Annotated in this window: 12 protein-coding genes; 5 read left to right on the forward strand and 7 right to left on the reverse strand. The window is 64.4% G+C overall.

The annotated features are described in order from the left end of the window. Nucleotides 1-114: 114 nt before the first annotated feature. The 3 genes from OPIT5_06675 (at nucleotide 115) to OPIT5_06685 (ending at nucleotide 5,456) form a co-directional block, all read left to right on the forward strand. The gene (locus OPIT5_06675) at nucleotides 115-2,664 is read left to right on the forward strand and encodes a protein-export membrane protein SecD (protein ID AHF89948.1); all 2,550 of its coding nucleotides are present in this window, start codon (nucleotides 115-117) and stop codon (nucleotides 2,662-2,664) included. A 268-nt stretch (nucleotides 2,665-2,932) separates the two neighbouring features. Further along, nucleotides 2,933-4,660 (forward strand): single-stranded DNA exonuclease RecJ, encoded by a 1,728-nt coding sequence (locus OPIT5_06680; protein ID AHF89949.1) that lies wholly within the window; start codon nucleotides 2,933-2,935, stop codon nucleotides 4,658-4,660. Between the two features lie 73 nt (nucleotides 4,661-4,733). Beyond that, a complete protein-coding gene (locus tag OPIT5_06685; protein AHF89950.1) occupies nucleotides 4,734-5,456 on the forward strand; it encodes a phosphoglycerate kinase in 723 nt (240 codons plus the stop codon). A 148-nt stretch (nucleotides 5,457-5,604) separates the two neighbouring features. Here the strand turns inward: OPIT5_06685 and OPIT5_06690 are convergent, their stop codons facing one another. After that, nucleotides 5,605-5,766 (reverse strand): hypothetical protein, encoded by a 162-nt coding sequence (locus OPIT5_06690; protein AHF89951.1) that lies wholly within the window; start codon nucleotides 5,764-5,766, stop codon nucleotides 5,605-5,607. Nucleotides 5,767-5,956: 190 nt separating this feature from the next. On the opposite strand from OPIT5_06690, the gene OPIT5_06695 reads away from it, so the two are divergent. Next, the gene (locus tag OPIT5_06695; GenBank protein AHF89952.1) at nucleotides 5,957-6,202 is read left to right on the forward strand and encodes a hypothetical protein; all 246 of its coding nucleotides are present in this window, start codon (nucleotides 5,957-5,959) and stop codon (nucleotides 6,200-6,202) included. A 5-nt stretch (nucleotides 6,203-6,207) separates the two neighbouring features. Beyond that, a complete protein-coding gene (locus tag OPIT5_06700) occupies nucleotides 6,208-6,609 on the forward strand; it encodes a pilus biogenesis protein (GenBank protein AHF89953.1) in 402 nt (133 codons plus the stop codon). Between the two features lie 106 nt (nucleotides 6,610-6,715). On the opposite strand, the gene OPIT5_06705 is transcribed toward OPIT5_06700, so the two are convergent. The 6 genes from OPIT5_06705 to OPIT5_06730 form a co-directional block, all read right to left on the reverse strand. Beyond that, nucleotides 6,716-8,605: a sodium/hydrogen exchanger gene (locus OPIT5_06705; protein ID AHF89954.1), complete on the reverse strand. Its 1,890-nt coding sequence runs from the start codon at nucleotides 8,603-8,605 to the stop codon at nucleotides 6,716-6,718. Between the two features lie 105 nt (nucleotides 8,606-8,710). Next, nucleotides 8,711-9,049, reverse strand: coding sequence for a nitrogen regulatory protein P-II 1 (locus OPIT5_06710; GenBank protein AHF89955.1), 339 nt, complete (start codon nucleotides 9,047-9,049; stop codon nucleotides 8,711-8,713). Between the two features lie 48 nt (nucleotides 9,050-9,097). Next, complete coding sequence (locus OPIT5_06715) at nucleotides 9,098-10,528, reverse strand: ammonium transporter (protein ID AHF89956.1); 1,431 nt, start codon at nucleotides 10,526-10,528, stop codon at nucleotides 9,098-9,100. Between the two features lie 83 nt (nucleotides 10,529-10,611). Beyond that, nucleotides 10,612-10,734: a hypothetical protein gene (locus OPIT5_06720; GenBank protein AHF94155.1), complete on the reverse strand. Its 123-nt coding sequence runs from the start codon at nucleotides 10,732-10,734 to the stop codon at nucleotides 10,612-10,614. 26 nt (nucleotides 10,735-10,760) lie between these two features. Further along, entirely contained in the window at nucleotides 10,761-11,099 is a 339-nt protein-coding gene (locus tag OPIT5_06725; GenBank protein ID AHF89957.1) for a nitrogen regulatory protein P-II 1, read from the reverse strand. Nucleotides 11,100-11,147: 48 nt separating this feature from the next. Next, entirely contained in the window at nucleotides 11,148-12,473 is a 1,326-nt protein-coding gene (locus OPIT5_06730) for an ammonium transporter (protein ID AHF89958.1), read from the reverse strand. Nucleotides 12,474-12,713 lie beyond the last annotated feature (240 nt).

Genomic DNA, 12,713 nt, shown 5'->3' on the forward strand with positions numbered 1-12,713 from the left:
CCGCCTCCCGCCCTCCACCGGCGTAAATCGGCTTAAATCGATTTATATCGACTTAAATCGCCCCCCCCTCCCTCCGCGGCTGGCGCAGCTCTTTTTAACAAACCAAAAACCAACATGCTGAAACACAACCTGTGGAAGCTTCTCCTCAGCCTCGCCATCGCCGGATGGGCGGTTTACGAGCTCACACCGCTCAAGGACCGCGACTTCGCGAGCTACGTCCCGACCCAGGCGTCCTCGAAAAACGCCGACTTCCGGAAGCTCGTCGACGAGGCGATCAAACGCCACGCCGACGGGCAGGCCGCCTCGGTCTTCGTGGCCCTGCGCGACATCGCCAACCAGCGCAACATCGACCTTGCCTCGGAGTATTTCCCCGACGTGCGCCTCGAAAGTTCGCTCCGCAATGTCGAGAAACGTAACAACATCCTCCTCGATCATCTGCTCAAGAAGTCCAAGAGCCGCCTCCAGCTCGGTCTCGACCTGAAAGGCGGCGTCGCCTTCACCCTCGAGGCCGACGAGCACGCGCTCAAGCAGTCGCCCGAGAGCGAGCGCGGCAGCAAGCTCGCCAAGGCCATCGAGATTCTCGACAGCCGCATCAACGGCCTCGGCGTCACCGAGCCCGTCATTCGCGCCGTCGGCGACCGCCGCATCGAGGTCCAGCTCGCCGGCGTCAACACCCGCGACAATCCCGAAGTCGTGGACAGCGTGAAAAAGCCCGCGCTTCTCGAGTTCCGCACCGTTCACCCCACGATCATCCCCGGCCCCGGCGTCGAGGCGCCCGTCGGCTACGAGATCATGCACGTCGAGGACGACGGCCGCGGTTACGATCCCGACGGACTCTTTATCAAGAAGCGCCCCGACATGACGGGCGACGGCGTGGCCAGCGCCTTCGTCACGATCGACGAAATCGGCCGCTTCCAGATCGCGCTCAACTTCACCGACGAGGGCGGCAGGCGGTTCGCCCAAGTCACGCGCGAGATCGCCGAAGGCGGCCAGCGCGCCGGTCGCGAAGGCGGCCGCCTCGCCATCGTGCTCGATGGCAAGCTCTACTCCGCTCCCTCGGTGACCAAGGCCATCGATGGCGGCCGCGCTTCCATCAGCGGTTCCTTTACCCAGCGCGAGGCGCTCGAACTCGCCAACGTCCTCAACAACCCGCTCGATCTCCCCCTCCAGGTGAAGGAGCAGTACGAGGTCGGCCCTTCGCTCGCGCAGGACGCCATCGACAGCGGCATCCGTGCCGCGATCATCGGCGTCATCCTCGTGGCGGCGTTCATGGTCACGTTCTACACGGTCGGCGGCGTCATCGCCATCGGCTCGCTGGCGCTCAACGTCCTGATCATCTTCGGCTTCATGGCCAGCATCGGCGCCACGCTGACGTTGCCCGGCCTCGCCGGTATCGTGCTCACCATCGGCATGGCGGTGGACGCCAACATCCTCATCTTCGAGCGCATGCGCGAGGAGCTGAAACTCGGCAAATCCCTCGCCGCCGCCAACCGGGCCGGCTTCTACAAGGCGCTCTGGACGATTCTCGACGCCCACTTCGTGCAGCTTCTCATCTGCGCGATCATGATCTGGCTCGGCACCGGCCCGATCAAGGGCTTCGGCGTCACGCTCGCCATCGGCGTCTGCTCCACGCTCTTCTCCGTGCTCATCACCGCCCACTTCGTCATGGAAGTGCTCGTCGACGGCGGCATCCTCAAGAAGCTCCCGATGGGCCGCATCATCAAGGATATCCACGTGGATTTCGTGAAGTACGGCAAGGTCGCCTTCGTCGGCTCGTGGATCATCGTGCTGGCCGGCCTCTCGGTCGTCCTCTACAAGGGCCAGAACATCTACGGCATCGACTTCGTTGGCGGTGACGTGATCAGCGTCAGTTTCAAGGAAAAGATCGACGAGGGTGAAATCCGCACGGTCGCCGCAGCCATCGGCACCGGCGAGGTCATCCCGACCTACGTCTCCCCCATCGGCGGCGGCAACGAGATCCTCAAGATCGAGACCGGCGAAGGCAAATCCGGCGACCTCTTCCAGGCCCTCGTGCAGAAGTACCCGAAGGCCGGGCTGGAGCAGATCGGCACCAACCACCTCGGCGCCTCCATCGGCGCGGAAATCAAGAAAAACGCCCTGATCGCGATCCTCGCCTCGATGGCGGTGACGCTCCTCTACATCGCCTTCCGTTTCGAGTTCGGTTTCGGCATCGGCGCGATGTTCTCCTCGCTGCACGACATTCTCATGACAGTCGGCATCTTCGTCCTCTTCGGGCACCATTTCTCGGCGCCGATGGTGGCGGCGATTCTGGCCATCGCCGGCTATTCGATCAATGAAACCGTCGTCGTCTTCGACCGTATCCGCGAGGAGCTGAAGCTCAATCCCACCGGCAACCTGCGCGATATCGTCAACACCGCCATCAGCAAGGTCTTCGCCCGCACGATCATGACGGCGTCGTCGACCTTCCTGGCCGCGCTCGCGCTCTTCCTCTTCGGTGGCGGCGTGCTCGAGGACATCGCGTTCACCTTCCTGGTCGGCATTGTCACCGCCACCTTCTCGGCGATCTTCATCTCGTCGCAAGTCTTCTACTGGTGGCACAAGGGGGACCGCAAGAACGTGGAGAAGCATCAGGACACTCGCCCCGCCTACGACTGGGAAGCCACCAGCAAGGTCTCCCGGTGAGGCCGGCGACAACCGGGGTAACAACCTTGAGAGTGATGACTTCTCCCGTGATCCACCGGAGCACGGGCGAAAGGCCCGTGCCCGCCGGCGCCGCAGCGGCGCGGGCGTCACGCCCGCATCGTGGCACGGGCTTCCAGCCCGTGTGCGTTGCCTCTCCGTCTGCAACGTGGCACGGGCATCCTGCCCGTGATTCCGGAAGGCGGCGCTTCGCGCCGTCCACGGGCAAGGATGCCCGTGCCACGTCCCCCCGAAAGGAGGCGTCCGCCTGATGCGCTGGATCTACTCCCCCCCCCTCCCCCCCGCGCAACTCGCCGCGCTCGGCCGCGAAACCGGGGTCTCCCCGGTCATCGCCGAATTGCTCGCGCGCTCCGGCATCACGGACCCGGAAACCGCGGACCGTTTTCTCAACCCCGCGCTCGCATCCTTCGGCGATCCCTTTCTCCTGCATAATCTGGAAGCCGCCGCCGCCCGCCTGCACCAGGCGCTCGTCAATGGCGACGCGATCACCGTCCTCGGCGATTACGATGTGGACGGCGTCAGCTCCACCGCGCTCCTCGTCAGCCTGCTCCGCCGCTTCGGCGCCAGCCCGCGTTTCGTCGTGCCGCGTCGCATGGAGGACGGCTACGGCCTCTCGCGCAGCGCCATCGACCGCGCGATCGAAACCGGCGGCGTGCCGCAGCTCTTCATTGCGCTCGACTGCGGCACCAACTCGCACGACGAAGTCGCCTGGCTCACCCGCCTCGGCGCCGACGTGATCGTCATCGACCATCACCAGACCAAGGAACGGCTGCTCGAAAACGCGCTGCTCATCAACCCGCACGTGTATCCGACCCCGCACGACGAAACGTGGCGCAACCTCTGCACCGTCGGCCTCGTCTTCAAGCTCGCGCACGGGCTCGTGAAACTCCTCCGCAAGGAGAACTATCCGGGCGCGCTCGACGTCAGGTTGCGCGATTATCTCGACTTCGCCGCCATGGGCACGGTGGCCGACCTCGTGCCGCTGACCGGCGAAAACCGCATCATCGCGCGCCACGGCCTGCGCATCCTCCAGGAGACGGCGCGCCCCGGCGTTCGCGCGCTCATGGAAGTCGCCGGCGTCCGCGCCGGACAGGCGCTCATGCCGGTGGACATTTCCTTCCGCCTCGGCCCCCGGATCAATGCCAGCGGCCGCCTCGCCGACGCCGCGCTTTCCGTCGAGCTCCTGCTCAGCGAAGACGTGGCGTTCTGCGAGGAAACGGCGCGCCAGCTCGACGCTTTCAACCGCGAACGCCAGGACATCGAGCGCCAGATCACCGAAGAGGCCGAGCAGATGATCGAGAGTCTTTTTCTCGATTCGCCGGGCATCGTGCTTTTTGGCGAAAGCTGGCACCCCGGCGTCGTCGGCATCGTGGCCGGCCGGGTGACGCGCAAGTACAACCGCCCGTGCGTCGTGCTCGGCAGCGAGGGCGATCTCGCCAAGGGCTCCGGCCGCAGCATCGACAGCGTCAATCTCGTCGATGCGCTCGGCGTCTGCGCGGAGCACCTCGCCAGTTGGGGCGGCCATCCGATGGCCGTGGGCGTGGCGCTCGACAAAACCCGCCTGCCGGAATTCCGCGCGCAGTTTGCCGAAGCCGTCCTGCAACAGGTCGGCGGCGCGCTGACCGAGCCGAAGCTCACGATCTCCGCCTGGCTCACGCCCGAGCAGGTGCGCGAGACGTTCATGGACGAACTGGAAAAACTGCATCCCTTCGGGCAGGCCAATCCGGAGCCGGTTTTCGGCGTGCGCGGCGTGGTGCTCACGCATCGTCCGGACGTGTTCAAGCTGCTGCACTACCGGTTTCATTTCGAGGACGGCCGCGGCCGGCGCCTCTTCGGCGTGGCATGGAAACTCGCGCACAACCTGCCGCCGACCGGCGAGCCCATCGACCTCGCGGTGCGCCTGGCGTGGAACCATTTTCACGATCGCAAACTGCTCCAGCTCGAACTCGTGGACTGGCGCAAGGCCGAGCCGATGTGACGGAGCGCGGGCGTGTGCCGCCTGAAAGCCGGGCTGGAGCCCGGCGCTTCCGGCCTCCACGCTGTCTGGCCTCATGAGGCTTTTCATCATCCGTCACGCCGATCCTGATTATCCGAACAACACCATCACTGCCGCCGGCCATCTCGAGGCGCAGGCGCTGGCGGTGCGCATGACCCGGCTCGGGCTCGACCGCATCTACACTTCGCCGCTCGGCCGCGCGCGCGACACCGCCCGCTACACCGCCGATGCGCTCGGCATCGAGCCGGTTGTCCTGCCCTGGACGGCGGAGTTGCCGTGGCCGCGCATCACCCAGGAGGTGCTCGGCGAAAGCACGCCGTGGGACCTTCATGGATACACCTTGCGCCAATGGCAGAAAGAGCCGACCACGCGCAACTGGCCGGAATTTCCTCCCCTCTCCGCCGCGGAATATCGCGAAGGTTTCGCAACGCTCGGCGCCGGGTCGGATGCGTTTGTCGCCGGGCTCGGCTACCGGCGCGAGGACGCGGGCGGCGCAGCCGGCGGCGTGTATCGCGTGGAGGCGGGCAACCGCGAGAAGGTGGCGGTGTTTTGCCACGGCGGCTTCGGGCTCACCTGGCTGGCGCACCTGCTGGCGGTGCCGCTGCCGGTGATGTGGGCCGGTTTTTTCCTGCCGCCGAGCAGCGTGACCACGGTGCTGTTCGACGAACGCGGCGAAGGCCTCGCCGTGCCGCGCTGCGTGGGGCTGGGCGACGTGTCGCACCTCTACGCCGCCGGGCTGCCGGTGCAGCCATCGGGCATCAAGGCCAACGTGGACTGATTTTGCCGCGAAAGGGCGCAAAGATCCCCATGCTTGTGAAGCGTTGCGTGGCGCTTATAAGCGCCGTGGAGAGTTTCCCTGCCAAAAAAACCTTTGCGCTCTTTTGCGGCAAAAAATCCGGTTCATTGGCGGTCGATTTCGGCCTTTTTCAAACCGGGATAGCCACAAAAAGCACAAAATTCCCTTCTGCCCGGCGGGAACCTCCCGCGCGCTTATAAGCGCGATGGAGGATTTCATGCGCGGCGTGTTTTTTCGTGTTTTTCGTGGCCATTCTTCTCCCTTCGGCTGGAGCCCGGGTGCTCCAGGAAATCCGTGGTTAAAAAACGGCTACAGCTTTATTTGAATCGCTCTATCTCCTTCGCGGCCTTTGCGATCCTTGTGTAAAATCAACAGCCTTCGCGTCACAGGTATTACCGCCGCTGACACCGGTTTGAGCAGCACCCCGTCGCGCGTCCTGTCGCTGCCTTGACTCGCTCTACGTACAGGACAGATTTACACGTATGAAAACCAAGCTCACCCTGTCCATAGACAGCCGCGTGATCGGACGCGCAAAGGCAGTGGCCCGGCGGCGCGGCGTATCCTTGTCTGGCCTGGTGGAGACCCATTTCGAACGGCTGGCTGCGACGGCCGGTTCGGCTTCTCCCTCCACGGCAGCGCGCTGGCGCGGCAGCCTGCGCACCCCGCACAAAGCAGCCGCTGCCGATGATCCCCGTCTCGCCTTCCTGCTCGACAAGCACGTGCGGTAATGAGGGTGTTGATCGATACCAATCTGTTGCTGGATGTTTTGCTGGATCGCGCGCATCTGGCCGATGACAGCCAGGCCGTCATCGACTGGTGCGAAGCCAATCCGGGGTGCGGATTTCTGGCATGGCACACCTTGGCCAATCTTCACTACATCGGCGCCCGTGCGGGAAATGCCGCTGCCGTGCATGATTTCCTGCAGGCGTTGCTTCGCCATATGGAGGTATGCCCGTGCGGGACTGCGGAGGCTCATGTCGCACTCGCCTTGCCGGTCCGGGATTTCGAAGATGCCCTGCAGGTCGCAGCCGGACAAGCGACCGGCGTGGATTATATCGTGACTCGCAATGTAAAAGACTTTCGCCGTTCTCCGGTGCCCGCGCTTTCTCCCGAAGCATTCCTGAAGCGCACGTGACCGGAAGCGGGGAGCGGTTCACGTACGCCCCTGCGAGGCCAAACCCCTCCGGGTCCTTGTAGCCCCCCGGCTGGCTGACATCACTTCGGGCGCACCCGGCCTCGCCTCATTTCACCGGCGTGTCGCTGTTGAGCGTGGTGAGAATCGTCGGGCCCCAGTCGGCGCGGATGCGGCTGACCTCGCGCTCGATCTGGTCGTGCGGGGTCTTCATCTCGGTGAGCAGCGACTCGGCGAGACCGGCCGCGCCGGCGAGTTCGTCGCAGCAGATCACCGTCGCCCCCGCCTCGCGCAGCGCCACGTGTTCGCCGAGATAGCGGGCGCGGGTGAAAATCCGGATGTCGGGATTCACTTCGCGGGCCGCCGTGATCATGGCGATGCGCACCGCCGGTTCGGGCGTGGTGATGACGAGGTAGCGCGCCTTGGCCAGTCCCGCTTCCTTGAGGATTTCGCTGCGGGTGGCGTCGCCGTAGAGCGCGCGCTGGTGGCGGTTGTGGAGCTCGGCCACGGTATCGACATTCATCTCGATGATGAGCGGCCTGATCCCGAATTGCCCCAGCACTTCCGTGACGGCCTGCCCGACCGGGCCATGGCCGACGACAATGGCATCCGCCGGAGCCTGCTCGCCGTGCGGAGTGGCCGCGTTGATCGCGGCGCCGTGCGCGTCGTTGCGCCGCCCGAGCCAGCGCATCCACGAGGCGTGTTTTTCGATCCACGGTTCCATCGAGAGCAGTTGTCTGAAGAGGATCGGATTGAGGCTGATCGAGATGATCGCGCCGGCCACGAGCAGCGAGTAGGCCTGCCCGGGGATGAGCCCGTGCGAGCGCGCCACTTCGGCAAGGATGAAAGAAAATTCGCCGATCTGCGCGAGGCCGCCCGCCACGACGAGTCCGGTGTGAACCGTGTGCCGGCAGACCAGCACGATGATGAACGCGGCCACCGGCTTCACCACCAGGATCACGAGAAGCACGCCCGCGAGCAGCGCCGGGCTTTCCATCACCGAACGAAAATCGAAGAGCATGCCGACGGAGACGAAAAACAGCACCGCGAACGCATCGCGCAGCGGCAGCAGTTCCGAACCGGCCTGGTGGCTGAATTTCGACTGGCCCACGAGCATGCCCGCCATGAACGCGCCCAGCGCCATCGACGCGCCGAAGGCCGCGTAAGCCGCCGTGGCCATGGCGATGGACATCACCAGCACGGCCAGCGTGAACAGCTCGCGCGAACGCACGCGGGCCACGCGCATCAGCACCCACGGCACGAACCGCGAACCCACGACCACGGCGAGCGCGCCGAGCGCGACGAGTTTGAGGATGGCGATGCCGGCCGTCCAGAAGACGCTCTTGCCGCCTTCGGCGGCGGAGGCATCGACAGCGCCGTCGATCCCGGTTTTCACGGCCACGGCGGGCAGCACCACCAGAACGAGCACCGTGATGATGTCCTCCACGATGAGCCAGCCGACGGCGACATGGCCGGAAGCGGTCTCCAGCGTGTGGCTGTCGATGAGCACGCGCAGCAGCACGACGGTGCTGGCCACCGACACGGCGATGCCGATGACCAGCCCCTGCGTCCATGACCAGCCGGCGAGCACCGCGATGCCGATCATCGCCAGGGTGGCGAGCGTGCTCTGGCCGAGCGCGCCGGGGATGGCGATGTTGCGCACGGCGAGCAGGTCTTTCAGGTGGAAGTGCAGGCCGACGCCGAACATCAGCAGGATGACGCCGATCTCGGCGAGCTGCGAGGCGAGGTGGACGTTGCCGACAAAACCGGGCGTGTGCGGACCGGCGGCGATGCCGGCGAGCAGGTAACCGACGATGGGAGAGAGGCCGACCTTTTTCGCGAGCAACCCGAAGAAAAGGGCGGCGGCGAAGCCGAAGGCGATGGTGGTGATAAGCGAGATGTCGTGTTCCATAAAACGGGCGGGAGAAGCGGGAGAAAAGTGTGGCCGTCGCCGGGATTGCCGGTGCGGGCGGACAGCAGGCAGCGGCAGAAGGCACAACACGTTGCGCGCGGTCGCGCTGTCAAACCGCAGCGCAACCCGGACGAAAAAAAACCGGCGGCCCCCGAAAGGTCCGCCGACGGAACTGCACTCGCAGGGCGTGGATCAGATGGCGGTATCACCGTGCTCGTCGGTGCGGATGCGGACGGCATCACCGACGGGGACGACGAAGACCTTGCCGTCGCCGATCTTGCCGGACCTGGCGGCCTTGACGATGGCGTCGATGGTCTTGCCGGCGATGTCGTCGCCGGTGACGATCTCGATCTTGATTTTCGGGAGGAAATCCACCGTGTACTCGCTGCCGCGGTAGATTTCGGTGTGGCCTTTCTGGCGGCCGAAGCCCTTGACCTCGGTTACGGTCATGCCCTCGACGCCGACGGCGGCCAGGGCCTCTTTCACTTCCTCGAGCTTGAACGGTTTGATAATGGCAATGATGAGTTTCATCAGAAGATTCCGGATGTGTGATTCGGGTGTGGAGGCAATTGCGGGAGATCAGGCGGTGTAGCCTTCCTCGCCGTGTTCGCTGATATCGAGACCGGTGGTTTCGGCTTCGGGCGTCGGGCGCAGACCGATGGCGGCCTTGACCACAAAAGCGATGATGACCGTGGCCGCCACGCTCCAGACGATGGTGACGAGGGTGGCCTTGATCTGCTCGCCGACGAGACCGGGGAGCAGATCGGTGATGCCGGGATTGACTTTGTCTGTCGCGAGGATGCCGGTGAGGATCGAGCCGAGGGTGCCGCCGACGGCATGGACACCGAAGGTGTCGAGCGCGTCGTCGTAACCGAAGATGGCCTTGAGTTTCACACAGAAGATGAAGGGCACGATGCCGGCGAGCACGCCGCAGATGACGGCCCCGGTCGCATCGACGAAACCGGCGGCGGGTGTGATCACGACCAGGCCGGCGACGATCCCGGAGCAGAAGCCGAGGATGGACGCATGCTTGCGGGTGAAAAATTCGAGCGTCGCCCAGGTGAAGCCGCCGATGGCGGCCGCGAGCGTGGTCGTCATGAAGGCGTTGCCGGCGATGCCGTCGGCCGCTCCGGCGCTGCCGGCATTGAAGCCGTACCAGCCGACCCAGAGCATGCCGGTGCCGACCATGCAGAGCACCATGCTGTGCGGCGCCATCTTTTCCTTACCGAACCCGAGGCGGGGGCCGAGGATGATACAGAGGATGAGCGCGGACCAGCCGGAGGACATGTGCACCACGGTGCCGCCGGCGAAGTCGATCGCCTTGATCGAGCCGTCTGCGCCCGCCATCAGGCCGCCGCCCCAGACCATGTGGGCGAGGGGAAAGTAGACCGCGAACATCCACAGGGCGATGAAGGCGAGGATGGCGGTGAACTTCATGCGCTCGGCGATGGCGCCCACGATGAGCGCGGGCGTGATGATGGCGAACGTGAGCTGGAAGATGGCGAAGACGTTTTCCGACACCCAGTCGAGCGTGTGCGGGTTGCCATCCACGCCCTTGAAAAAGGCAAAATCGAGCCCGCCGAAAATGGCATTGCCGGGAGCGAAGCAGAGGCTGAAGCCGACGGCCCACCAGAGGATCGTCACCATGCCGGCGATGCCCAGGCACTGCGCGAGGACGGAAAGGACGTTTTTCCTGCGCACGAGTCCGCCGTAGAAAAGCGCCAGACCGGGCAGTGTCATGAAGAGAACGAGGGCCGACGACGTCATGAGCCAGGCGTTGTGGCCGGGACCGGGCCCGGAGACGTTGGAGGCCACGCCTTCGGTGCGGGCGCTGTTGTTGACGTAGGCTTCGAGGTCGGCGATGCGCTGCTCGAGCGTCGGAGCCGGAAGCGCACCGGCTGCCGGCGGGGCAGGTTCGTCGGCGGCGGCCGGAGAAACGAGAGCGGCCAGGCCAAGCAAGCCGCCGGCAAGGACGAGACGCAGCTTGCAGGTGAGGTTTGAGAGGTTCATCAACAATACTTCCAGCAACTGCGATGCCAAGGACTTGGGCGTGCCGGCGAGTTTCGGCCCGACTTGCGCAAGATGAACCTGGATCAGGCGATCGGATGGAAAATTCCGGTTTCCGGGATCCGTCGTTTTCCGGTTCCGGATTTCACCGGGGCGTCTTGCAAAACCCGCAAAAAAACCGGCGGACCCCGAAAGGTCCGCCGGTGCATTTTATCCGGTATTTGCCGGGAACAGTTCAGACGGCCGAGTCGCCGCGTTCGTCGGTACGGATGCGGATGGCATCCTCGACGGGGACGACGAAGACCTTGCCGTCGCCGATCTTGCCGGTCTTGGCCGCCTTGACGACGGCTTCAACGGTCTTGGCGACCACATCGTCGCCGACGACGATTTCGATTTTCACTTTCGGGAGGAAGTCCACCGTGTACTCGCTGCCGCGGTAGATTTCGGTGTGGCCTTTCTGGCGGCCGAAGCCCTTGACCTCGGTTACGGTCATGCCCTCGATGCCGACGGCGGCCAGGGCTTCCTTCACTTCCTCGAGCTTGAACGGCTTGATAATGGCGATGATAAGTTTCATTGGGAACAGGTGATATTCTCGATGCGGGTGTGATGTGAGAGGTGAAGATCAGTCGACGTAGCCTTCTTCGCCGTGTTCGCTGATATCGAGACCGGTGGTTTCGACTTCGGGCGTCGGGCGGAGACCGATGGTGGCCTTGACGACGTAGGCGATGATGATGGTGGCGACCACGCTCCAGACCAGCACGATGATGACGCTGATGAACTGCTTGCCGAGCAATGCCATGCCGCCCGCCGCGCCGTTGATGTCCTCGACAGCGAGGAGACCGGTCAGCAGGGTGCCGACCGTGCCGCCGACGGCGTGAACGCCGAAGGTGTCGAGTGCATCGTCATAGCCGATCCACTTCTTGAGATAAACCACGGCGAAGAACGGAATCACACCGGCGGCGATACCGCAGAGGATCGCGCCGTTGGCGCTGACGAAACCGGCCGCTGGCGTGATGACCACGAGGCCCGCGACAATGCCCGAGCAGAAACCGAGGACGGAGGGCTGTTTCTTGATGAAATATTCAAGGCCGGCCCAGACGAAGCCGCCGATGGCCGCCGCGAGGGTGGTCGTGAGGAAGGCGCTGCCCGCCAGGCCGTCGGCCGCACCGGCGCTGCCGGCGTTGAAACCATACCAGCCGACCCACAGGATGGCGGTGCCGATCATACAGAGCACCATGCTGTGGGGGGCCATCTTCTCTTTGCCGTAGCCGAGGCGCGGGCCGAGGATGATCGCCAGAACGAGGGCCGAGTAACCGGAAGACATATGGACGACCAGACCGCCGGCGAAATCGATCGCACCGAGCGTCTCGCCGATGTAGCCGCCGCCCCAGACCATGTGGGCAAACGGGAAATACACGAGGAGCAGCCAGCCGGTGACAAAGGCGAGAACCGCGGCGTATTTCATGCGCTCGGCGATGGCGCCGACGATGAGCGCGGGCGTGATGACCGCGAACGTGTACTGGAACATCACCCAGACGGTCTCGGGCACGCCGGCCAGCGTGCTCGAATAGTTGATGTCGATCTTTCCGGGATCGGGACCGTAGATCCCTTTCAGGAATGCCATGTCGAGGTTGCCGATAAACTGGCCGTCGCCGCTGAACGACAGGCTGTAACCGACCGCCCACCAGAGCCCCGCGGTCAGTCCGGCGATGCCGAGACACTGCGCGAGGACGGAGAGCACATTCTTTCTTCGGACGAGTCCCCCGTAGAAGAGCGCCAGGCCGGGCAGTGTCATGAAGAGCACGAGCGCGGTGCTGGTGAGCATCCAGGCGGTATCGCCGGCGCTGATGGGGACGGGGGCTTCCGCCGCGGCAGCTTCCTGTGCGGAGAGCGGACTGATCAAGGCCAGCAATCCGCAGACGGAGACCATCTTGAGGATGCGGGTCATGGATAGAGACCAATGCTTCATAGTATGTGTGTAGGTTGGGTTTGTTGGCAGGCAGGTGTTCAGATGGTATTCTGAGTCTTTGTCCGGTGCATCCAAAAGCAGGGGGTGTGCCAAATGAAACGGGTTATTGGTTTTGCCCCCGGGAGGTGGCCGGAAACGATATGGCAAGATGCTTGTTTTAAATATCTTGAAGGATGATCAATTTGTTTCCTGCCTGCCCGGAAATACCCGATTGAAGCC

The sequence above is a fragment of the Opitutaceae bacterium TAV5 genome (genome assembly GCA_000242935.3).
Lineage (GTDB): Bacteria > Verrucomicrobiota > Verrucomicrobiia > Opitutales > Opitutaceae > Geminisphaera.